This is a genomic window from Moritella dasanensis ArB 0140 (assembly GCF_000276805.1).
Taxonomy (GTDB): Bacteria; Pseudomonadota; Gammaproteobacteria; order Enterobacterales; family Moritellaceae; genus Moritella; species Moritella dasanensis.
The window spans coordinates 54,345-75,529 of the sequence record NZ_AKXQ01000002.1 but is presented as its reverse complement, the minus strand read 5'-3'; the positions used below and the strand labels follow the sequence as shown (position 1 = coordinate 75,529).

24 protein-coding genes are annotated in these 21,185 nt (G+C 38.3%); 8 read left to right on the top strand and 16 right to left on the bottom strand.

The window, feature by feature from the left end; genetic code table 11:
* Positions 1–39: 39 nt before the first annotated feature.
* Genes minE through minC form a run of 3 tightly spaced genes read right to left on the bottom strand, consistent with a single transcriptional unit; the run spans position 40 to position 1,846 of the window.
* Positions 40–303: a cell division topological specificity factor MinE gene (gene minE / locus A923_RS0102075; protein WP_017219983.1), complete on the bottom strand. Its 264-nt coding sequence runs from the start codon at positions 301–303 to the stop codon at positions 40–42.
* A gap of 1 nt (position 304) precedes the next feature.
* The gene (minD, locus tag A923_RS0102070) at positions 305–1,114 is read right to left on the bottom strand and encodes a septum site-determining protein MinD (RefSeq protein ID WP_017219982.1); all 810 of its coding nucleotides are present in this window, start codon (positions 1,112–1,114) and stop codon (positions 305–307) included.
* A gap of 15 nt (positions 1,115–1,129) precedes the next feature.
* A complete protein-coding gene (gene minC, locus A923_RS0102065; RefSeq protein ID WP_017219981.1) occupies positions 1,130–1,846 on the bottom strand; it encodes a septum site-determining protein MinC in 717 nt (238 codons plus the stop codon).
* 128 nt (positions 1,847–1,974) lie between these two features.
* Here minC and A923_RS0102060 point away from each other — a divergent pair, with 128 nt between their 5' ends.
* Genes A923_RS0102060 through A923_RS0102040 form a run of 5 tightly spaced genes read left to right on the top strand, consistent with a single transcriptional unit; the run spans position 1,975 to position 4,626 of the window.
* Positions 1,975–2,256, top strand: a complete 282-nt coding sequence (locus A923_RS0102060; RefSeq protein ID WP_017219980.1) for a YcgL domain-containing protein — start codon at positions 1,975–1,977, stop codon at positions 2,254–2,256.
* Between the two features lie 34 nt (positions 2,257–2,290).
* A complete protein-coding gene (locus tag A923_RS0102055) occupies positions 2,291–3,253 on the top strand; it encodes a lytic murein transglycosylase (protein ID WP_017219979.1) in 963 nt (320 codons plus the stop codon).
* A 1-nt stretch (position 3,254) separates the two neighbouring features.
* Entirely contained in the window at positions 3,255–3,926 is a 672-nt protein-coding gene (locus tag A923_RS0102050) for a fumarylacetoacetate hydrolase family protein (protein ID WP_017219978.1), read from the top strand.
* Between the two features lie 11 nt (positions 3,927–3,937).
* On the top strand, positions 3,938–4,372 hold the full coding sequence (locus A923_RS0102045; protein ID WP_017219977.1) for a YcgN family cysteine cluster protein: 435 nt from the start codon (positions 3,938–3,940) through the stop codon (positions 4,370–4,372).
* Positions 4,373–4,386: 14 nt separating this feature from the next.
* Positions 4,387–4,626, top strand: coding sequence for a DUF2492 family protein (locus A923_RS0102040; RefSeq protein ID WP_017219976.1), 240 nt, complete (start codon positions 4,387–4,389; stop codon positions 4,624–4,626).
* 153 nt (positions 4,627–4,779) lie between these two features.
* Here the strand turns inward: A923_RS0102040 and radA are convergent, their stop codons facing one another.
* Both radA and A923_RS0102030 read right to left on the bottom strand, forming a co-directional pair.
* A complete protein-coding gene (gene radA / locus A923_RS0102035; protein ID WP_017219975.1) occupies positions 4,780–6,174 on the bottom strand; it encodes a DNA repair protein RadA in 1,395 nt (464 codons plus the stop codon).
* Positions 6,175–6,271: 97 nt separating this feature from the next.
* Entirely contained in the window at positions 6,272–7,498 is a 1,227-nt protein-coding gene (locus A923_RS0102030; RefSeq protein WP_017219974.1) for a threonine/serine exporter family protein, read from the bottom strand.
* 246 nt (positions 7,499–7,744) lie between these two features.
* Between A923_RS0102030 and A923_RS0102025 the strand changes: the two genes are divergently transcribed.
* Both A923_RS0102025 and cobB read left to right on the top strand, forming a co-directional pair.
* Positions 7,745–8,416, top strand: coding sequence for a phasin-related domain-containing protein (locus A923_RS0102025; RefSeq protein ID WP_017219973.1), 672 nt, complete (start codon positions 7,745–7,747; stop codon positions 8,414–8,416).
* Between the two features lie 323 nt (positions 8,417–8,739).
* Positions 8,740–9,465 (top strand): Sir2 family NAD+-dependent deacetylase, encoded by a 726-nt coding sequence (cobB, locus tag A923_RS0102015; RefSeq protein ID WP_017219971.1) that lies wholly within the window; start codon positions 8,740–8,742, stop codon positions 9,463–9,465.
* 104 nt (positions 9,466–9,569) lie between these two features.
* Here the strand turns inward: cobB and A923_RS0102010 are convergent, their stop codons facing one another.
* From A923_RS0102010 to potA, 4 genes are all read right to left on the bottom strand, one after another.
* The gene (locus A923_RS0102010) at positions 9,570–10,604 is read right to left on the bottom strand and encodes an extracellular solute-binding protein (RefSeq protein WP_026006018.1); all 1,035 of its coding nucleotides are present in this window, start codon (positions 10,602–10,604) and stop codon (positions 9,570–9,572) included.
* A 96-nt stretch (positions 10,605–10,700) separates the two neighbouring features.
* Positions 10,701–11,477, bottom strand: coding sequence for a spermidine/putrescine ABC transporter permease PotC (gene potC / locus A923_RS0102005; RefSeq protein ID WP_017219969.1), 777 nt, complete (start codon positions 11,475–11,477; stop codon positions 10,701–10,703).
* Positions 11,470–12,327, bottom strand: a complete 858-nt coding sequence (potB, locus tag A923_RS0102000; protein ID WP_017219968.1) for a spermidine/putrescine ABC transporter permease PotB — start codon at positions 12,325–12,327, stop codon at positions 11,470–11,472. Before potB ends, potC begins: the two co-directional genes overlap by 8 nt.
* Entirely contained in the window at positions 12,320–13,423 is a 1,104-nt protein-coding gene (gene potA, locus A923_RS0101995; RefSeq protein WP_017219967.1) for a spermidine/putrescine ABC transporter ATP-binding protein PotA, read from the bottom strand. The genes potB and potA overlap by 8 nt, the downstream gene beginning before the upstream one ends.
* A 266-nt stretch (positions 13,424–13,689) precedes the next feature.
* On the opposite strand from potA, the gene A923_RS0101990 reads away from it, so the two are divergent.
* Positions 13,690–14,337, top strand: coding sequence for a DUF2987 domain-containing protein (locus tag A923_RS0101990; RefSeq protein ID WP_017219966.1), 648 nt, complete (start codon positions 13,690–13,692; stop codon positions 14,335–14,337).
* Between the two features lie 130 nt (positions 14,338–14,467).
* Here A923_RS0101990 and ttcA read toward each other — a convergent pair whose 3' ends face one another.
* From ttcA to A923_RS0101955, 7 genes are all read right to left on the bottom strand, one after another.
* A complete protein-coding gene (gene ttcA, locus A923_RS0101985) occupies positions 14,468–15,397 on the bottom strand; it encodes a tRNA 2-thiocytidine(32) synthetase TtcA (protein ID WP_017219965.1) in 930 nt (309 codons plus the stop codon).
* Between the two features lie 119 nt (positions 15,398–15,516).
* Positions 15,517–16,428, bottom strand: coding sequence for a universal stress protein UspE (gene uspE, locus A923_RS0101980; protein WP_017219964.1), 912 nt, complete (start codon positions 16,426–16,428; stop codon positions 15,517–15,519).
* 203 nt (positions 16,429–16,631) lie between these two features.
* On the bottom strand, positions 16,632–17,378 hold the full coding sequence (locus tag A923_RS0101975) for an FNR family transcription factor (protein ID WP_017219963.1): 747 nt from the start codon (positions 17,376–17,378) through the stop codon (positions 16,632–16,634).
* 44 nt (positions 17,379–17,422) lie between these two features.
* The gene (locus A923_RS0101970) at positions 17,423–18,109 is read right to left on the bottom strand and encodes a sulfite exporter TauE/SafE family protein (protein ID WP_017219962.1); all 687 of its coding nucleotides are present in this window, start codon (positions 18,107–18,109) and stop codon (positions 17,423–17,425) included.
* The gene (gene ccoS, locus A923_RS0101965; RefSeq protein WP_017219961.1) at positions 18,099–18,296 is read right to left on the bottom strand and encodes a cbb3-type cytochrome oxidase assembly protein CcoS; all 198 of its coding nucleotides are present in this window, start codon (positions 18,294–18,296) and stop codon (positions 18,099–18,101) included. Before ccoS ends, A923_RS0101970 begins: the two co-directional genes overlap by 11 nt.
* The gene (locus A923_RS0101960; RefSeq protein ID WP_017219960.1) at positions 18,296–20,689 is read right to left on the bottom strand and encodes a heavy metal translocating P-type ATPase; all 2,394 of its coding nucleotides are present in this window, start codon (positions 20,687–20,689) and stop codon (positions 18,296–18,298) included. The genes ccoS and A923_RS0101960 overlap by 1 nt, the downstream gene beginning before the upstream one ends.
* Positions 20,689–21,180, bottom strand: a complete 492-nt coding sequence (locus A923_RS0101955; protein WP_017219959.1) for a FixH family protein — start codon at positions 21,178–21,180, stop codon at positions 20,689–20,691. Before A923_RS0101955 ends, A923_RS0101960 begins: the two co-directional genes overlap by 1 nt.
* Between the last annotated feature and the right edge of the window lie 5 nt (positions 21,181–21,185).

Genomic DNA, 21,185 nt, shown 5'->3' with positions numbered 1-21,185 from the left:
GCAATCTCTTACACACTCGCTTTTTTATTTTGATTTATATTACTCTTCAGGCAGAGTCACATTTAACTCTAACACTGAAAGATTGTTATCTCTTTGATCAAGTTGCACACTTACTTGATCTGACGTCACAGCTACATATTTTTTAATTACTTCAAGAATATCTAATTTTAATTGTGGTAAATAATCTGGAGTGTTATTACGTAAACTACGTTCATGCGCAACAATTATCTGTAAACGATCCTTCGCTAAATTTGCTGATTGTACATCTGGTTTAGATGTACGGAAATAATCTAGTAACGACATTTTAACCTCCAAATATTCTGCTTAAAAAGCCTTTCTTTTCTACATTAACAAAACGAAACTCGCGTTCTTCACCGAGTATCCTTGCTACGGTATCAGCATAAGCTTGTCCTGCATCACTTTCTGTATCTAATATGACGGGTTGGCCACAGTTTGATGCTTTAAGCACTGCACCTGATTCAGGAATAACACCTGCAAGTGGCACCGCTAATATTTCAGTAATACTTTCTACACTTAACATATCACCGCGTTCTACACGCTCTGGTACGTAACGCGTAATAAGTAGATGTTCTTTAATTGGTTCAAGACCAAGCTCTGCACGACGAGAACGGCTTTGTAACATGCCTATAATACGGTCTGAATCGCGCACAGAAGAGACTTCTGGATTAGTGGTGATAACGGCTATATCTGCGAAGTATAACGCCATCATCGCGCCCGCTTCGATACCAGCTGGAGAATCACACACAATGTAATCGTGATTTTCAGCAAGTTGATCCAAAACTTTACCAACGCCTTCTTTTGTCAGCGCATCTTTATCTCGTGTCTGCGATGCAGGCAGGATATACAAGTTAGCAACTCGCTTGTCTTTAATGAGTGCTTGAGACAGGTTAGCTTCACCATTGATTACATTAACAAAGTCATAAACCACACGGCGTTCACAGCCCATGATTAAATCTAAATTACGTAAACCGATATCAAAATCGATAACAACAGTTCTTTTCCCTCTTAGTGCTAGTCCAGTAGCAATCGCAGCACTGGTCGTTGTTTTACCAACACCACCTTTGCCAGATGTGACGACAATAATTTCAGCCATTTTAATTCCTTGAATTTAATCGAACTTTGTAATTTCTAATTTGTTATTGATACAATTAATTTGAGCTTGAGTATTTATAAACTGACTTTGGACTGCGTCACTTAAAATATAAGTGCCATTAATTGAAAGCAACTCTGGGTCTAATTTATTACAAAATATTTGTGCACTTTCGTCACCTTTTGCGCCTGCAATTGCTCGACCACGTAAGGCTCCGTATATATGAATTGAACCATCCGCTATCACTTCAGCCCCAGCACTGATGTTGCCAAGTACTGTTAATGATGCATCTTGAGCGTAAATTTGCTGGCCAGAACGAATCTGTCCTTTATGAACTATGGTCTTAGTTATCGATTTTTCCACTATAACTGTCTGTATTTCTGGTTTTATATCAGCACTGGGCACTAATTTAGTTGCTGTATTTTTAGCCGTATTTGAAATAACAGAAATACCAGACTCGCGCACTGACAGTTTTTGCTCAGCCGTTTGACAACCTTCAATACCTACAAGGTTCATCCCATTATCAGTGATGACCTGTTGGATCATTTTGAAATCAATGTCACCTTTAAGATTAGCAACATTAACGACAACGGGAGCAGATTTAAAGAATGCGGGTGCTTGGGCGACTTTGTCGGCAATAAAGGTGTGAAGATTAGCCATCGCAGCGTTACTTTCGATATGAATTACCGAAAGTGTAAAGCTTGTCCCTTTAAATTTTATCGACTGTTCTGCCATTGTTTTTTCCTGATTGCTTAGTTTTTATGCCTGTTTTAGCATTTATCGTTATAGCACTTAGATAAATCATTATGCCATGTTATATTTTACTCGTAAAATAGGCAAGTTTATAACTTAAGAGAAATACAATGCTTTGTTCAATATATAAAACAAATAAAAAAGAAGGGATGTATTTATTTATTTCCCGTCGTGACGATTTTAGTCAGGTTCCTGAAACTTTATTAACAATGTTCGGTCAACCTAAACTAGTCGTCACAATGAATTTAACAGATAAACGTACGTTAGCGTTTGCTGATACAAAAAATGTATTAGAAAATTTAACGTCAAAGGGCTTTTATTTACAAATGCCACCACCGCCAATCGATCACTTAGTAGAATATAAAACGTGGCGTGATAACAATAAACAGTAGCGATATTTATTGCCGTCTTTTATAAGGAGATTAAATGAAATTAGCAGGATTAGTATTATTTGCATTAAGCACGACAGTTGTGTCAGCTAAACCGACATTTGATGAGTATTTATCGACCTTACGAACAGAGACGCAAGCCTTAGGTTTGAGTGAACAAACATTGGATGATGCTTTTGCTTCGATGAAGTATCGCAAAAAGACCATTGTTCATGACAAAGCACAACCTGAGCGTAAAAAAATAACGCTTGATGCTTATATCCCAAGAGCCGTACCTGAATGGAAGATCGCAAAAGCACGTAAGCTGTATGATGAAAATATAGATTTACTACAACGCATTGGCAAAGACTATGGTGTTCAGCCACGCTTTATTATCGCGTTGTGGGGTGTTGAAACTAACTTCGGTAACTACACGGGTAATTTTTCTACCTTATCAGCATTGGCGACACTCGCTTATGATGGGCGCCGAGAAGCGTTCTTTAAGAAAGAGTTGTTTGCAGCACTGAAAATTATCGATGAAGGACACATCACCATTGATAATATGAAAGGTTCTTGGGCTGGTGCAATGGGACAAGTTCAATTTATGCCTTCGTCTTTTAACGCTTATGCTGTCGATTATAATAACGACGGTAAAAAGGACATTTGGAACAGTAAAGCCGACGCATTAGCTTCTGCTGCCAATTATTTGAAACAAGCCAAGTGGGATGATACTTACACTTGGGGTCGACAAGTTACGTTACCTAAAGGCTACGATGCGAGTGTTTCAGGATTAAAACTGACTAAGACGTTACCAGAATGGCAAGCGCTAGGGATAAGAACCTTTGAAGGTAAAGCATTACCTAATGTAGATCTTGATGCGTCACTTGTTATGCCTGATGGCGAAAAAGGACGAATTTATTTAGCGTACAATAATTATAAAAGTATTATGCGTTGGAATCGTTCAGATTACTTTGCAACATCCGTTGCCCATTTATCAGATGCTATCAAATTCAGGGATTGAAATGATTGATTCTCTTTACGAACACCAGACATTAAATAACGATAAACTTGATCTGCCGGTTGGTAAGGTCGTGTGTATTGGCCGTAATTATCTCGATCACATCCGTGAACTTGGTAACGAAGTACCAGAACAAGCATTATTGTTTATTAAACCTGCAACCTCGTTAGTAGCACTGGATAAACCGCTGCTACTTCCTGTCGGTTTAGGTGAATGTCACAATGAGCTAGAAGTGGCGTTATTAATTAAGTCACCAATTACGAAAGGAACGCCAATCGTGCTTTCTGAGTTAATTTGGGGTGTTGGTTTAGGGCTTGATCTGACTTTACGTGATTTACAATCATCACTTAAAGCCCAAGGGCATCCATGGGAAAGGGCAAAAGCATTTGATAATGCTTGTCCTATTAGCACTTTTATCCCGTTTGCTGAATTTGCCGATGTGAATAATCTCGATTTCACCTTGATGGTTAATAACCAGTTAAGACAGCAGGGCTGCACGGCTAACATGATGCGTACTATTGAGTCATTGTTGACAGAGATAACCACGTGTTTCACCTTGTTACCTGGTGATATTGTATTAACAGGCACGCCAGCAGGTGTTGGGGTACTTAATTCAGGTGATAAGCTTGCATTAACACTGACAAACCGTTATAAATTCGGCTGCGAGTTCATTTAGAGATTAATTACATGGTAGAAAAATTTTGGCAGACTAAAACACTCGCTAAAATGACAGTTCCAGAGTGGGAATCACTCTGCGATGGATGTGGTAAGTGTTGTTTACATAAAATCATTGAAGATGAGTCGGAAGAGATTCATTTTACCAATGTAGCTTGTGAGCTATTAAACACAAAAACATGTCGCTGTAAGAAGTATGAAAAGCGATTTAAGTATGTTTCTGATTGTTTTAAAGTCACGCTTGATGATATTGATGCATTCCATTGGCTACCAGAAACATGTGCTTACAAGCGCCTTTTAGAAGGCAAAGAATTACCTGAATGGCATCCACTACTAACTGGTAGTCAATCAGAGATGCACAAATTGGGTTATTCGATTCGTGGTAAGGCTGTTCCTGAGTCTGATGCTGGCGATCTAGAAGATCACATTATTATGTTTAAATTATAATTTTAGAGGGTGTTATGTCTGAATCTGTTCATGGTAGAGAAGTCGTTGCATTGTTAGCGGCGCAGCCAGCGGGAATAAATGAGTCGGTGTTACTGGCGTTAATAGAGCAAACGTTTCCAGTCGGTTTATTCCACACATGCAAAGTTAAAGGTATGGATAAAAACCAAATATTAGCAAACATGATGACTAAAGGTCGTATTGTCGAGCAAGATGGTATTTTAACTGCTCAAACAAGTTGTGGTTGTAAGCACTAATAAAATATAAGGGGCAAGCTTTGTCCCTTATATTTTACCAACAACTTAGACCATCATGCAGTACTTCTTCTACAACTTAAAACCACAGACTTTAAATCTAACGCCCAGACATAACTTCATCGGAACGTTAGATTCAGTCAAATAAGCAGGGCGTTAATTAAGCGCTTCTAACAAATCACCAATCTTCTCTATCTGTATTATTTTAGCGCCACTATTTTCCATCGACTTATGGTAATTCGCCTTGGGTATATATATTACTTCAAAACCATGTTTAACCGCTTCGTTTACACGGGGAACGCCACCATTAATTGGTCTTACTTCGCCACTCAGTGAAATCTCGCCCATAAAACAGTGTTTTCGCGACATTTCTTTATCATTCAGGGAGCTAATAAGTGATGCCGCAATCGCTAAATCAGCACTGGTATCGGTTTCTGGTAATTTCAAACCACCGACTAAGTTAACGTAAATATCATGGAAAAGTTTAATACGTCCGTGTTTACGTAGTACGGCGGTTATCATCTTCAAACGGTTGAAGCTCAGGCCAATACTCACCCGTTGTTGATTTTCAGCTTCACATTCAGATACTAAACATTGCACTTCGAGTAATAAATTACGATTTCCATCACGAATACAAGTGATAGCAGAGCCCGCTACGGTCTCATCGGCACCAGATAGGAACAATTTACTTGGATTATCCACAGACAGCATGCCTTTACTGTGCATTTGGAAGATGCCAACTTGGTCTACGTCACCAAAACGGTTTTTACTGGCACGAATGGTACGGATAATACTGTCGTTAACTTCAATGTGGAGTAGGGTATCAACAATATGTTCTAGTGTTTTCGGGCCTGCTAAATCACTGCCCTTAGTGACATGACCAATAATGATTAATGTAATGCCATGTTGTTTAGAAAATCGACTTAACTCTTGTGCACAGCCTTTTACTTGGCTTACAGAACCCGCACTACCGTTACAATGTTCGCTTTCAAGGGCCTGAATCGAATCAATAATAAGGAACTTAACTTTTGCTTCAAGCGCGCGTTCCATAATATTAGAAACGATATACTCAGACATCAATAATAAGTTGTCTTCGATGAAATCAATTTTCAAACGCTCAATAGCACGGCTTTTAAATTGTTCGAGGCTTTCTTCTGCAGTGCAGTACATTGAAACCATTTGCTGACTTAGGTTTGCTGATAACTGCGTTAATATGGTGGTTTTACCCGCGCCAGGATCACCCGAAATCAATACAATAGAACCAACCGTAAGGCCATTACCCAGGACGCGGTCCAATTCACCTATCCCAGTCTTAAGTTTATTTAGTTCAACATGTGATACTTCAGACATCTTCTTGACAGTGTTACCGAGTGTGCCGGCATAACCACCTTGTGAAGCAATGCTTCGCTGTTGACTTGGTAGGGTTGCTTCTTTGAATTCAGCTAATGTATTCCAAGCTTTACAGGCATTACATTGTCCTTGCCAGCGCGGGAAATTTGCGCCACATTCAGAACACAGGAAACTAGTTTTGGTTTTGGGAGTTTTGGCCATGATTTCGCTATCAATTTAACTATAAAAAAATACTCATGCCACAATAGTAGCATGAGTACATGGATGTATATACAGTTATTAGGAAGCGTTGATTATATTACAAACTTTTCTTCGCCGGTAATACCGCATTCGCCAAGATCATACCTGCAAGGATCGCAATGAAGATCATAAACACAAAACCGCTGTCATTAATGTTGTTTATTATTTCATGACCTGAGATATACGTGTTTAAATCCATATAGGTTCGGCTACCTGGGACTAACAAAACAATACCTTGGATTAACACGATTGACGCGGGTCTGTTTTTGATAATCGCATAGACATTGCTAAACAAACCAACGGTAAAGGAACCAACGAAGGTACCTAATGTAAACCCTAAGTACTGTGCGGCGAACGTACTGACTACATAAGCAATTAAGCCAGCGGCAATTCCCCAAATCATATCGGACTTGTGGACATTGAACGCAACGACTAGCCCTGTGGATAGCGCCATCACTGCAATATAGTTTTTCCAATCGGGTAATGCATAGCTCAGATCTAATACTTGTGGATCGATAGTCCAGATTAGGTTACCTAATGTAATCCCCAATAACGCACCGAAATACAGTTTGAACAGCAGCATAGTCGCATCGACTAGCTTTGATGTACCTGATACAAGATCTTTATTCACAATTTCGCTTAAGGCCACCGTGATCGCAAGACCTGGGATAAAAATGATCACGGATGATAAGATCACGAATGGCACGTTGATTGTGATCCCAAGACTCGCGACAAAGCAGGCCAAAATCGCAGATATAAATGGGGCGAAAAATTCAACAATTGAAGCTAAACGTGGCGAGTGTGCAGATAATTTATATAAGATAAAAACCAGAAACGAGAATAAAAATGAACTGACTATGTCCAAGCTAGAAGACGATAATAGCATTGCAAACGCACCGCCTGTTACACACCAGCCAAGTGCTTCAGTTTTAACGCCATAAAAGCTAGGTTGCTGTTTAGCTTCAACCAACAATAACATCGCTTCATCGAGTGTGACTTGGGAATCAACCACTTTTTCGACAATCTCGTCTACAACCGCCAATTTCCCTAGGTCATTACCAGAAGGCTGAACGCGCACAACATGTGTGTGTTGGTCATCTGGGTTACTTGAAAAAATAAACGTGAAAGCGGTTGGCGTAACAAGAAAGCTTGCTTCAATATTCCAGAATTTTGCCAAATTCAATAAATGGTTTTCAATTCGGTAACTTGTCGCACCACAACGATGTAATGCAAGTCCAAGCTTAATAATAAAATTTATTTGCAGTTTATGGGTTTGGCTGGGCATAGTGATATTCTGGAAAGTACAAAAGGATGCTTATTTTAGTTCTATTTAAGTTAATTTGTTAGCAAAAATGTTGGTTATTTTGCATTTAATTGAAGTTTATTATAGGTATGTTTGTCACAAGTTGATTTAAAGGGTGAGACCTAACCTAAGTATCTAATATTTTGGAATGTATCTTCTAATTTACCTCGATAATATAAGGGCCATAAAACATATATATTGTATTAGTGGCTTCAAAAAGGGTTTTTTATGTCTAAAGTAATTACTGCAGCAAAACATGTATGGTCTGCAAAAGATCAAATCACACGTAACATCTGGTTAGCTGGTCTAGGTGCCTATGATAAAGGGTATGAATCTGCATCGAACACTGTGACTAAAAGCCAATCAATTTTTGATGAATTAGTCGAGCGAGGCCGTAAGCTTGAATCTGATACCACTCAGACTCTCTTTAACCAAAAAGATAAATTGACGTCAGCAAGCCAAAATGCGACTGATGCGATACAAGGAAAAGTGCATAGCGCAGTTTCAAATTTAACCAATATTGATGCAAGTACATTCGACAACATCATTGATAAAATCGAGCAAATCGAATCAGCATTGGCAGAAGCAACAACAACTGAACAAGTACAAGAAGCTGCACCACAAGTTGAAGCTGTAAAAGAAGCTATCGAAATTGTTGAAGCAGCAGTCACAGAGAAAGTGGCTAGCGTTGCCGCTGAAGTCACGGCTGTGGTAGAAAATGTAGCAGAAGCAGTAACCCAAGTTGTGACTCAAGTAACACCTGTTATTGCTAAACCGATTGTAAAAGAAGTAATGCAAGACGTTGTACAAGAAGTAACTGAGCAAGTAGCAACAGTAAAGCAAACTGCAAAAAAAGTAACGAATCGCCGTGTTAAAAAAAACGTGGCTAAAAAAAAGTAATAATACGAATCGATTAACTTTTTAGTCTTTATATCTAAAAATGAACCGGTAGTAATGGTATACCATTTTACTACCGGTTTTTATCTTATTTCCCATCTCTATTTCCCTTAAAGTATCTCGCCTAAGGTTCCTGTAAAGTGCCATCCATCTCCTTCATGCAAAGTCGAACAACACGTCGCACAATTACTCATAATCATTTGAATAGTAAGTTGTAAATCCATATCACATTACACAAATAAATCATCTTAAATGCTTATTTCACCGTGCGATAAAGGCACATAAATGATATGGTTAATACAAGTTTTATAACAAAGAGAAGTTAAATGTTTGACACCTATAACAACATAGTCATCCTCACTGGTTCTGGTATTTCAGCTGAATCGGGTATTGAAACATTCCGTGCAAGTGATGGTTTATGGGCTAAGCATCACATTGATGACATAGCAACTTTGGATGGCTATCGTCGCAACCCGGAGTTAGTTTATAGTTTTTATAATCAAAGGTTTAATCAATTATCTTTGCCAACTATTCAGCCTAATGACGCACACGTAGCACTTGCAGAACTACAAAAAAACTATACAGGTAGTGTGACCATTGTTACGCAGAATATTGATAATTTACACGAACGTGGTGGTGCTAATGACATTATTCATATGCACGGTGAATTAGTCAAAGCACGCTGTGAAAAAACGCAGAAATTATTCCCATATAAGCAGCTAACTAAATCATTAAAATGTCCGTGCTGTAAAGTGCAAGGCAACCTACGTCCTCACGTAGTTTGGTTTAATGAAATGCCACTATTCATGGATAATATTTACAAAACGCTAAGCGAAGCAGACTTGTTCATTGCTATCGGTACGTCTGGTTCTGTCTATCCAGCCGCTGACTTCGTTAACGAAGCAAATAAAGCTCGCGCTCATACAATTGAAATTAATCTAGATGCGACCCATATTTCTGATAACTTTAAAGAGCATCGTGTTGGTAAAGCAACGGATGAAGTGCGAGAGTTGGTTGATGAGCTAATGGCGCGAGATAAACAATTTTTTTGATTCTATGATGTTAGTTTAACTAAGTAAGATCAAGCAAGATCCAAAAAGGTGCATACAAGATGCACCTTTTTATTATCTACAATTTAACCCAATAGCGTTGAAGCTTACAGGTTTTGTGCTTTTAGTTTTTCGTAATAACGTTCGTAAATGATGTTCGCTTCACCTACATCGGAATGGAATTCACCATTCGCAATTGTTTCTGCATCAGGAAATATGATTTTGTTTTCGATAAATTCTTTCGGCAACAGCTTTTTAGCGGCACTATTTGGTGTTGGATAACCAATTTCAAGAGCCACTTCTGCAGCTACTTCTGGACGCAGTAAGAAGTCGATAAGTTTGTGCACCGCATCAACGTTCTTAGCATTCTTAGGAATTGCTAAGCTGTCCATCCAGAATACCGCACCTTCTTTTGGATATACCATTGTAATGTCGCTGTCTTCTTGTTGCGCCATGTACGTACTGCCATTCCAGATCATACCAAACTCTACTTCGCCTGCAATGTATGGATTAGCTGGTGTATCAGAGTTAAATACCAATACATTAGGCATTAGCTCTTTCAATAGCTCGTAAGCCTGTGCCAATTCTGTTTCGTCTTGTGTATTCGCTGAATGGCCTTGGATCTTTAACGCCATGTGGAAAATTTCACGGGCATCATCAGTTAATAATAACTGACCTTTCCATTTTGGATCCCACAAATCTGTCCAGCTCGTTACCGATGCGAGATCTATATCTGCAGTGTTAACGCCGATGCCGGTTGCGCCCCAGATATACGGAATACTATAGCGATTACCTAAATCATACTCTTTGTTTAATAAAGACGGGTCTAGGTTTTTATAGTTAGTTAACTTGTTGTGATCAATTTCTTGCAGCATGTCTTCTTTCTTCATTTTACTGATGAAATAAGTTGAAGGGACCACTAAGTCATAACCATTTTTGTCATACGTTTTTAATTTCGCATACATAGATTCATTCGACTCATAAGTTGAATAAACAACTTTGATACCCGTTTCTTCTGTAAAGCGAGATAACAGTCCTGGTGGGATATATTCAGACCAGTTATAAAAATTTATTGTCGTTGCATACGCAGAGCTACTGAAAAGTAGGGCAGCTGCAACACATTTTATTGCTGTTTTAAACATGTTCATTCTTCTTCTATTTAGTGGTAAACAATTGCAGTCCTGCATTACTTAATACAAAAGCAAAAGCAAGACTACATAATCGATAACAAACTGTCATTAAACAGACTTGTCACTTTTATTAATGAGGGCTGCTGCAATCACAAATGATATCGATATTAAAATCATCATCGTCGCTAATGCATTAACCTCGGGTGAGACACCCACTTTTACCATTGAATAAATTTTCAATGGTAGTACTTCAAAACTTGGACCCGTGACAAACGAGCTCACAATGACATCATCAAGCGATAAGGTGAATGATAATAACCAACTGGCAATAATGGCCGGTTTGGCAATGGGTAAAATAATGCGTTTAAAGATAGTTGCTTCCGTTGCACCTAAGTCTTTACCGGCTTCTAGTATCGCGTTATCAAAATTGCTCAAACGACTGTAAACGGTAATCACAACAAACGGAATACAGAAAGTAATGTGTGAGATAAGCAAAGTAACAAAACCGAGTTCTAGGCCAAGTATAATGAATAGCGCTAATAACGAAATTGCCATCACGATATCTGGCGACATCATTACCACAAAGAGTAGACCAGATATAAACTTTTTACCTTTAAACTGATGCTTAAACAAAGCCACTGCGCCAAGCGTGCCGATAGCGACCGCGATTGAAGACGCAAAGACAGCGATTGTGATCGAATTAAAGGCTGCTTGCAACAAAGTATCGTTATTCCACAGTAACTCATACCACTTGGTGGTGAAACCATTCCATTTTAGACCATATTTTGACGCGTTAAATGAATTACCAATCAAAATAAAAATAGGCGTATATAAGTAAATATATACAAGTAATAACAATACTTTTGATATATGACGTTTAAGCATTATTACCTCTATTCTTAATCGATTTACCTACCTTATAATAGAAAAACAGTAAGCCAGCCATAAACACCGTTAACGTAATACTTGCAGCAGAGCCAAATGGCCAGTCACGAATATTCAAAAATTGTGTCTTGATCGTATTACCAATCAATAAATTCTTGGCTCCACCGACAAGATCGGCAATATAAAACATACCCATAGCCGGTAAAAATACCAATAACATACCGGCGATAATACCAGGCAGGGTCAAAGGTAATTCAACCTTTAAGAATGTCGTAAATTTAGATGCACCCAAATCTTTCGCCGCTTCAATTAAGCTTTTATCAATTTTTTCAATACTTGAATATAAAGGTAAAATCATAAAGGGTAACAAGATATATACCAATGCAAAAATGACCGCAAACTCCGTATACATCATTCTCAATGGTTCATCAATAATATGTAAATTAAGTAACAGAGCATTTAACAGGCCTTTCTTAGCCAACAAGACTTTGATGCCGTACGTTCTAATTAACGAATTGGTCCAAAAAGGCACAATGATTAAAAACAACAATATCGGTCGAATCTTTTTAGGTAACTGGCTGATCGTATAAGCGAAAGGATAACCAATGATCAAGCAGATGAACGTCGCGATACTCGCCATATAGACAGAATGCGTTAATACCTTAAAATAAAGTGGATCAAATAACCGCACATAATTGTCTAACGTAAAGGTCAAACTAATTAAGTTAGCATCGTCACGGGTTAAAAAACTCGTCACTATGATCATTAAGTTAGGTAATAAAACAAAGACACTCAGCCAAACGAGTAATATTCCGATTGAAAAGCGCTTAAACATCGACGAATTATTCATTTGTTAAGATAACCTCCCAGCTTTCAACCCAAGACACAGCCACTTTCTGGCCTAGACTATGATCAAAGTCAGGATCATCTTCATCAAAGAATTCACTAATCTGTACTCTTTCACCGGAATCTAAACGAATAACAGAGTCCAACGTCATGCCTTTATAATTACGTTCGATAATATGTCCAGTAATCTGTACCGACGTTGCCTTGTCATCCAGTTCTTTAATTCTTAAATCTTCTGGACGTAATAAGATATTAACTGACTGATTTTTTTCTAATGTAAGGTCTGTCGAAATCGTATACTGACAACCATGTACATTCGCTAAATACTTATCTTCATCGATGTGAGAATCGATTACCGCAGGAAATATATTAATTTCACCAATAAACTTAGCAACAAATAAGTTAGTTGGTGTTTCATATATTTCGCGTGGTGTACCAATTTGTTCAACGCTACCATTGTTCATTACAATGATACGATCTGACATCGTCAACGCTTCTTCTTGATCATGAGTCACGAAAATAAAAGTAATATTTAACTTACGTTGCAGCATTTTAAGTTCGTTCTGCATTTCCTTACGCAGTTTGTAATCCAATGCACTTAACGATTCATCCAGTAATAATACTTTTGGTTGATTAACCACAGCACGCGCAATCGCAACTCGTTGTTGCTGACCACCGGATAATTGTGCAGGTTGACGGTCTTTAAAATCTGTCAGTTTTACAATTGCCAGCATTTCGTTAACACGCTGCTTAATTTCGGGTTCAGGAATTTTCTGCATGCGTAAACCAAAGGCTATATTCTCAAATACAGTCATATGGGGGAATAACGCATAACCCTGAAATACAGTATTGGTATTACGTTTTTCAGCAGGGACTTGCGTAATACATTTATCATCAAGATAAATGTCCCCACTGTCTAACGTTTCTAAACCTGCAAGCACACGTAATACGGTTGTTTTACCACAACCAGATGGGCCTAAAATCGTGACGAATTCGCCATCGTAAATATCTAACGTTAAGTCATTAATAATAACTTTGTTATCAAATGACTTTTTTGCGTTAGCAAGTCTAATGATTGAGTTCTGATTTTTATTAAGCATCAATAAACCTAAATAGTAAGAAGTCCATCAATTCTATTGAGATGAACAATTTGGGTGAATTCTAAAGCTATAGCTCACATAAATGAAGCATAAATTTGCACATCGATAAAAAAAATGCATTAAAAACATATTCAGGTCATTTTTAAATCTTAAAAAGTAAATAAAATCGTAATATGGACTCAAACTTATGGCTGATTTTAGGTATAATCAGCGTCATATAACTTTGTATTTTAACTACCGCTTACTTATTAATTAAGGATCAGATCATGTTCAATAACCATTTCATTAAAGTGGTGCTGCTTTCCAGTCTCCTTGTACCATCTATAAGCGCCCAAGAATTAGTCGTTGGTTATGACGGTTTCTATAACAGAATGAAAAGTAGCCAAAAAGAACAATTCGTTAATACAAAGATTGGCGTTTTTCTTAATAATAGTCAGACAGGGAAACATTGTCAGATTGAAAATGCATTTATTAATTTTGAAGGTGCTATCACAGATGTTAAAGTCGGCGATGATTCTGAGCTATTGCTCCCGTTTAATAAACAATTGCGTGATGACAAAGCAAAATTGCACGTAAATGTAACTGATAAAGCAACTTGTGACGTTTCTTTTCAAATAATGGCGACAGACACGAATACCACAGAGTTCACATCGTTGACTTTGGTTAAGCAAATTGAAGAGTTTGATTTGTTCTTAGGTAACATGGCGGGATATTTTGGCCGAATGAATTTACCCACTACGATGGGCGTTCAGTTTATTTTTGATGAACCTGTTGATGCATATACCGCCAGCGGTACTTTGTTCAAAAGTGGCACTCAGATTTCGGTATCACAAGATGAAATTATCCGTGATAAGATTGCAGGCATTACATTTAGTAAAAAGCCGTTGCGTATTGTACCGCTAACTGAAATTTAATGACTCATTAATCGCTGGTTAATGAACGAATACAAAATTTGAGTAAAAAAAAGCACGGCGTTATCGCCGTGCTTTTTTTGTATTCCTATTTTGAGCTTGCTCTGAACAGGAATGACTAACAGTTAAGTTTTTATAATTGAACGATAGTAACCATTTCATTCGGATCAAAATTCTCAACCCCAGATTTAGATTGCTCTGTTGGCACCATTTCAATTTCAGTATCAAACGCGGTATCTAATTCTGTTAATTCGTCTGCACGATCTAGCGTCATATTAACAAAATCAAATGCGTTTGTATCTGCAAGGTGACTTGGTACAATACTACGTATCGCGTTGAAACAATTATTTACACGACCAGGATTTACTTCATCCCATTGTGCTAACATTTTTTTCACGGCTTGGCGTTGCAGATTTTCTTGTGAACCACAAAGATTACACGGAATAATCGGGAATGCTTTAAACGCAGAGTAAGCTTTAATATCTGCTTCGCGACAATACGCTAGCGGGCGAATAACAATGTTACGCTTATCATCAGAAATAAGTTTCGGTGGCATTGTTTTCATTTTCGCGCCATGAAACATATTCAAGAATAATGTTTCAACGATGTCGTCGGCATGATGACCAAGTGCAAGTTTTGTCGCACGCAGATCAACGGCAGCGTTATAAAGAATACCACGGCGTAAACGAGAGCAAAGACTACACGTTGTTTTGCCTTCAGGGATCTTTTCTTTAACGATGCTGTAAGTATCTTTTTGAACAATCTTGTATTCGATACCCAAATTATCAAGGTAGCGGGGCAAGATTTCTTCGGGGAAACCTGGTTGTTTTTGATCCAAGTTAACCGCGATAATATCAAAAGTGATTGGTGCCGCAGCTTGTAATTGAAGCAGAATGTCGAGCATTGTAAAACTGTCAGCGCCACCAGACAAACAAACCATGACTCTGTCACCATCTTCAATCATATTATAATCAACAATTGCTTTACCAGTTTCATGGCGTAGCTTTTTTTGCAGTTTAGCAAATTGCTTTTTTTCTAAAGCGGTAAGATCTTCAAGATTCATTCGGACACTCAGGATAAATAATGCTGTAAGCAGCGCAGTATACCCAAGCAAACCGGAAAAGCAAGTTCCGGTGCCCGCGCGCACTGCTACGCTTAAGAGTCTAGGTTATTATTTTGTAATCATTTTAATGCTAAAAGGTCACAGTTAATCGAATCAATCACCATCTCTGCTGTATTGCCGATCAGAAATGCAGAAAAACCATTGCGGGTTGGTGCGCCAAGTATGACTAATTCGGCGTCAACTTCCGCAACAACATCTGCGATAACATCTTCTGGCGCACCTGATTGTATGTGCACGTTTTCTTTAGCGACATTAAATTTATCGGCGTGTGCATACATGGATGTCTTATGATGTGTTTCGATTTCTTGATTGTAAGCAACAGCATCAAAATTGGGTATTTCAATGGAAATATGCTCAGGGGTACTTGGGTATGCATTGGCTAAATGTATATGCGCATTCAACAGCTCTTTTAATTCCAGTGCTTCTTGCGTTATCCGCTCATTAATCGAATCATCATCTTCAGAACTCAAACTGGTGCTTTCAAGTACTTGAATAGCGGCGACAATATTACCACCGACAGGCCACTCATGATCTTTGACCAATAGCACTGGACACAAACTTTTACGTAATAAATGCCAATCGGTAGGGGTAAACATAACCGCACTTAATTTGTTGTGATTATGGGTACTTTTAACAATTAAATCGTGATTATTGAGTGTGGCTTCTTCTAAAATCGATTCGAACGGGCGCTTGTGCCAAACCAATTTAAGATTAATTTTAGCATCAGGGTAGTCTTTCTCTAATTGTTTGGTAAAAGATTTTTGCTCTTCGAAAACGATGGCATCTTGCATTGACTCACGCTCATCACTCGAAAATAGCGAAGTGAGTTCATAAGAGAGGTCATAGATAACCAAGAGAAGTGAAATTGAGACGTTATCTTGTTGAGAAGCAAGATACAAAGCACGGGATAATGCGATTTGTGGTGTATTGACTGGATCTGCAACCACTAGAATATTTTTATATTTATTCATAAGGCACCTTGATAACAAATTGAATGTAGATTAAGTATATGTTTATTATATTGATTATACATAATCAACAATTGTACTTATCTAACTATATCCCAATTTGTGATAGATGCCATAAATGTACGCTTATTTGTAGAGCAAGCGCAATGGAATAAACACTTAATGTTAAAACGGTGAGATTATCGTAGTCAACTCACCGTTAAAAATTAAGCGTCTTTCTTACCGGCTAGTAAAGCAAGACTTTCACGATCGATAATACTAATGTATTTACCTTTCACTTCAATCATGTCGCTGGTTTGAAAACGACCAAGTAAGCGGCTAATAGTTTCAACAGTAAGTCCTAAATAGTTACCAATATCGCCACGTGTCATTGTTAAGCGGAACTCTTTAGGCGAGAAACCGCGCTCAGAGAAACGGACAGAAAGGTTATTTAAGAAAGCAGCAAGACGCTGTTCAGCATTCTTCTTACTTAACAATAAAATCATTTCTTGGTCAGCAGCAATTTCACCACTCATTAAACGCATCACTTGGCGACGTAACATCGGCATTTTACCAATCAAGTCATCAAGCGTGTCATACGGTATTTCACATACCATCGATGTTTCAAGTGCTTGTGAAAAACTTGGATGAACACCAGTGCTTAAACCATCAAATCCGATTAAATCACCCGCTAAATGGAAACCTGTGATTTGTTCATCACCTTGCTCAGTAATTGTGTAAGATTTTACAGAACCTGAACGGATAGCATAAAGCGATTTAACTTTATCACCGGCTTTAAAAATTTCGTCGTGCTTTTGAAAAGGCTTTTTGCGTTCAATAATTTGGTCGAGAGAATCTAGCTCTGAATCATTCAAAGAATATGGTATGCAAAGTTGGCTAATACTGCAATTCTGACAGTGTATTTCACTCTTTGTTGCAGCAGTTCGTGTTGGTATCTTCTTATCTAAGGCCATAATTCCAATAAACTCTTTTGATATATGTCAATATTGTAGCAAATTTAAATACCAGAAGCACTCAATTGTACTAAAGCTATATAAATAACATGTAAACCGAATAAAACGAGTAACAAACCACTAAATTTTTTGAACTTGCTATTTTGAATTAAACTATTGAATTTAGTCGATAAACTACCAACTAAGAACATAATAGGGAAGGTGCCTAAGCCAAATGCTAACATTGTTAATGAGGCGTTTAATGTAGACCCCGTTGATAGCGCAAGTGTTAATGCCGAGTAAACTAAACCGCACGGTAGCCAGCCCCACAAGAAACCAAGCGGGAATGCATGGTAAGGTGTCTTTAATGGCATAAACTTACGTGCTAACGGCTGAATATATTGCCAAACTAGACGTCCAACCTTCTCAAGCTGTAAAATAGCAGAGTTAAGTTGTGCGATGTATAAGCCAATCAGTATGAGTGTAATACCTGACACAAAACGTAAGATCAATAATAAGTCATAACCAGCCCCGAAATTTAAGCCTATTTGAGCAGTAAACCCAACGATAGCCCCAATTAAAGTATAGCTACTTATTCGTCCTAGATTATAAAACAGCGGGGCGAGGTGATTCGCTTGTGTTGTTTGCTTGTTGGCGTGTGCGATTGCACCAGAAATACCACCACACATTGCTATACAATGACCAGCCCCTAGCACACCAATCATAAATGCAGCAAAGAGACTAGTTATCATGTTTATTATTTTTGACGTTATGTTTGTTTACTGGTACTTCGTTATTACCTTCGTCATCAAACAAAATATTACTACCTTCACGTTCTAAATCTTCGAATTGATCAGACTTAACTGCCCAAAAGAAAATGCCCACTGCAATCGCGACAAAAATCATCGCAATTGGGATTAACATAAAAATAACTTCCATTACTTTAACAACCTTAATGAATTACCAATAACAAGCAATGAGCTAAGCGACATGCCGATCACTGCAATATACGGAGGAACACTACCTGAAATTGCTAACGGTAGTATTAATGAATTATAACCAAGCGCCCACATTAGGTTTTGCTTAATTATTTTATAGGTTTTTGTCGCGGTAGCCAGCATATATTTCATGGCGATAAAATCAGTACTTAATAACACGACGTCTGCACTGTTTTTTGCTAAATCCGAACCTTCACCCATCGCAACCGATACTGTCGCTGCACTCAAGACCGGCGCATCGTTAACACCATCACCAACCATCAACACCATCTTGTTGTTTGCTTGCTGTTCATTAATGTATGCCAACTTACTTTCGGGAGATTGACTGGTTCTTTTATTCGAAATGGCTAAACCTTCAGTCACTTTATTGGTATTGTTTTCGCTATCACCAGTGAGCAAGGTCACCGTTAAGCCTGATTTCGCGATGTAATCCAATGTTGTCGCAACGTTATCGCGCATTTCATCTTGAATATAAAAACGGGCGATGAGTTTATTGTTTTTTGTTAAATAAACCACTATTTCTTTACCGTCTGACGCGAAACTTTCTTGTTGAGTGAATTTAGCCGAGCCAATTTTATAACGATCATCTCCAACCAAGGCGGAGATACCTAAGCCAATGTGATTCTCGGTTGTATCGAATTGCATTCTCTGCTGTTCAGATTTAAATGCTGACGCAATTGGATGTGTTGAATGTTGTTCTAGTGACGTAGCGACACGTAATAGCTCATCCTCAGAAAGATCACTGTCAGATTTAATCTTGGTGAGGGTAAATGCACCTTTTGTTAAAGTCCCGGTTTTATCGAATGCGACCTCATCAATCTTGGTCAGTGATTCTAGAACATGCTCTTTACGAATGAGGATACCACGTTGCGATAAGAAACTCGTCGCACAGGTTAATGCTGTTGGTGTTGCCAGTGATAAAGCGCAAGGGCAGGTAGCAACAAGTACGGATAAGGTTATCCAAAATGCTTTCTCAGGCTCGTAGGCTAACCAAAACAAATAAGTACCAGCCGAAATGATTAACAGTGCGAGTACAAAGTAACGTGATATCTGATCGGCTAAAACAGCTATGTGGGGTTTAGAAGACTGCGCTGTATTTTGTAATCGAATAATTTCTGAAATCAAATTATGCTTATGTGTTTTAGACACGCAAACAGTAATGGTTTGTTCGACATTAAGACTACCGGTATACACATCACTATCAACAGCTTTAACGATAGGGAGAAACTCACCCGTCAACATTGATTCATCGACACTCGTTTTACCATTGATGATCATGCCGTCGCAAGGGATTACTTCACCACTTTTAACAATAACGTAATCATTTATTTTAAGCTGTTTAGTTGGGATCAGTTGTTCAGATTTATCGCTGTTAACACGTAGCGCCATATTCGGGACAAGCTTGGCCATGTTAGCACTGAGTTCTGAGGTTTTCTTTCGTGCTCTTAACTCTAAATAACGGCCAAACAACAAGAAAAAAGTAAACATCGACACGGATTCAAAATAGACTTCACCTGTTCCTGTCATTGTCGCATAAGCGGATGCAGTATACGCACCGAGTAGGGCGATGGACACCGGAACATCCATGCCTAACGTTCTAGTACGTAAGTTACGTAGCGCGTTTGAATAGAAAGGCTGTGCGGAATAAAGTAGTACCGGTGTTGCGACGATCAAACTTACCCAGCGGAAAAGTTGGCGATACATTTCTTCCATATCGCCAAACCAAGTAGAGTAGAGCGCAACAGCAAACATCATGACTTGCATTGTTGCCAGTCCAGCTAAACCCAAGCGTCTAAAATAAGATTTAAGTTGCTTATTATACATCAATTCATGCTGGTCAGCTTGAAACGGCGATGCACTGTAACCTAGGTTACTGATACGTTTTAAGATATCACTGAGTTTTATTTGTTCATCGATCCACTTGATTGCAATGCGGTTACTTGTGGCATTCACATTAATAAAATGAATACCTTTGGTATTACGGAAACTTCTTTCAATTAACCAGGCGCAGGCGGCGCAACTAAGACCTTCTACCGTCAGCGTGATCTCTTTTATCTCACCGTCTTGATAAACAAATTCATCTTGAATTTCATTATCGTCATAAATTTCCAAACGTAACAATTCATCCGGTACTAACTGCTTTGCGGTCGGTGATAAATCTGTTCGATGTTCATAATAAGAACTCAAACCAGAACCAACAATCATTTCTGCGACAGACTGGCAACCCGGACAACACATTTCGCGTTCTTCAGGTGCAATATAAACTTTAAATTTATTTTGGTCTGCTGCTAAAACAGATTCACCGCAGTGATAACAATTAGTACCGTTTGACATTAATCTTGCTCGCCGTCTAACTTAATTACAGAAGTATTTGGATATTGAACATATTCTTGTACACGCCATTTATTATCGAATGACTCTGCACGAACGCGCCATTTACCTTGCAGCATATCAGCAGGGATCTCTACACGGTAACTGCCGTCACCAAATGCGGTCGCTAACACTGAAATGTCATGTTTTGCTAACGTAACATGGAAGAATGAAATATTAAGAGCTTCATTCTCTTTCATGTCACCGGTTGCTGGCATAAACACGGCGAAACCGTCTTCAAATTTTAGCGTGAATGTAATGTTTCGAGCTAATGCTTCGTGGTATTTAGTGAGGTCTTGGTTAATCTTTTTACCATCTTTATAATAATCGTCAGAAACCATATCTGGTTGATTATTTTGAAAAACAATAAAAGTAGAAACACCCGCAACGACAGATATCGCAGGGAAGAAAATAACGAACCAGAACCAAGGTTCTTTATACCAATAAGATTTCATTGTGA

Excerpts from the sequence above, each read along its gene's own strand:
- minE (WP_017219983.1), bottom strand. The coding sequence starts at position 303 with ATGTCGTTACTAGATTATTTCCGTACATCTAAACCAGATGTACAATCA.
- minD (WP_017219982.1), bottom strand. The coding sequence starts at position 1,114 with ATGGCTGAAATTATTGTCGTCACATCTGGCAAAGGTGGTGTTGGTAAA.
- minC (WP_017219981.1), bottom strand. The coding sequence starts at position 1,846 with ATGGCAGAACAGTCGATAAAATTTAAAGGGACAAGCTTTACACTTTCG.
- A923_RS0102060 (WP_017219980.1), top strand. The coding sequence starts at position 1,975 with ATGCTTTGTTCAATATATAAAACAAATAAAAAAGAAGGGATGTATTTA.
- A923_RS0102055 (WP_017219979.1), top strand. The coding sequence starts at position 2,291 with ATGAAATTAGCAGGATTAGTATTATTTGCATTAAGCACGACAGTTGTG.
- A923_RS0102050 (WP_017219978.1), top strand. The coding sequence starts at position 3,255 with ATGATTGATTCTCTTTACGAACACCAGACATTAAATAACGATAAACTT.
- A923_RS0102045 (WP_017219977.1), top strand. The coding sequence starts at position 3,938 with ATGGTAGAAAAATTTTGGCAGACTAAAACACTCGCTAAAATGACAGTT.
- A923_RS0102040 (WP_017219976.1), top strand. The coding sequence starts at position 4,387 with ATGTCTGAATCTGTTCATGGTAGAGAAGTCGTTGCATTGTTAGCGGCG.
- radA (WP_017219975.1), bottom strand. The coding sequence starts at position 6,174 with ATGGCCAAAACTCCCAAAACCAAAACTAGTTTCCTGTGTTCTGAATGT.
- A923_RS0102030 (WP_017219974.1), bottom strand. The coding sequence starts at position 7,498 with ATGCCCAGCCAAACCCATAAACTGCAAATAAATTTTATTATTAAGCTT.
- A923_RS0102025 (WP_017219973.1), top strand. The coding sequence starts at position 7,745 with ATGTCTAAAGTAATTACTGCAGCAAAACATGTATGGTCTGCAAAAGAT.
- cobB (WP_017219971.1), top strand. The coding sequence starts at position 8,740 with ATGTTTGACACCTATAACAACATAGTCATCCTCACTGGTTCTGGTATT.
- A923_RS0102010 (WP_026006018.1), bottom strand. The coding sequence starts at position 10,604 with ATGTTTAAAACAGCAATAAAATGTGTTGCAGCTGCCCTACTTTTCAGT.
- potC (WP_017219969.1), bottom strand. The coding sequence starts at position 11,477 with ATGCTTAAACGTCATATATCAAAAGTATTGTTATTACTTGTATATATT.
- potB (WP_017219968.1), bottom strand. The coding sequence starts at position 12,327 with ATGAATAATTCGTCGATGTTTAAGCGCTTTTCAATCGGAATATTACTC.
- potA (WP_017219967.1), bottom strand. The coding sequence starts at position 13,423 with ATGCTTAATAAAAATCAGAACTCAATCATTAGACTTGCTAACGCAAAA.
- A923_RS0101990 (WP_017219966.1), top strand. The coding sequence starts at position 13,690 with ATGTTCAATAACCATTTCATTAAAGTGGTGCTGCTTTCCAGTCTCCTT.
- ttcA (WP_017219965.1), bottom strand. The coding sequence starts at position 15,397 with ATGAATCTTGAAGATCTTACCGCTTTAGAAAAAAAGCAATTTGCTAAA.
- uspE (WP_017219964.1), bottom strand. The coding sequence starts at position 16,428 with ATGAATAAATATAAAAATATTCTAGTGGTTGCAGATCCAGTCAATACA.
- A923_RS0101975 (WP_017219963.1), bottom strand. The coding sequence starts at position 17,378 with ATGGCCTTAGATAAGAAGATACCAACACGAACTGCTGCAACAAAGAGT.
- A923_RS0101970 (WP_017219962.1), bottom strand. The coding sequence starts at position 18,109 with ATGATAACTAGTCTCTTTGCTGCATTTATGATTGGTGTGCTAGGGGCT.
- ccoS (WP_017219961.1), bottom strand. The coding sequence starts at position 18,296 with ATGGAAGTTATTTTTATGTTAATCCCAATTGCGATGATTTTTGTCGCG.
- A923_RS0101960 (WP_017219960.1), bottom strand. The coding sequence starts at position 20,689 with ATGTCAAACGGTACTAATTGTTATCACTGCGGTGAATCTGTTTTAGCA.
- A923_RS0101955 (WP_017219959.1), bottom strand. The coding sequence starts at position 21,180 with ATGAAATCTTATTGGTATAAAGAACCTTGGTTCTGGTTCGTTATTTTC.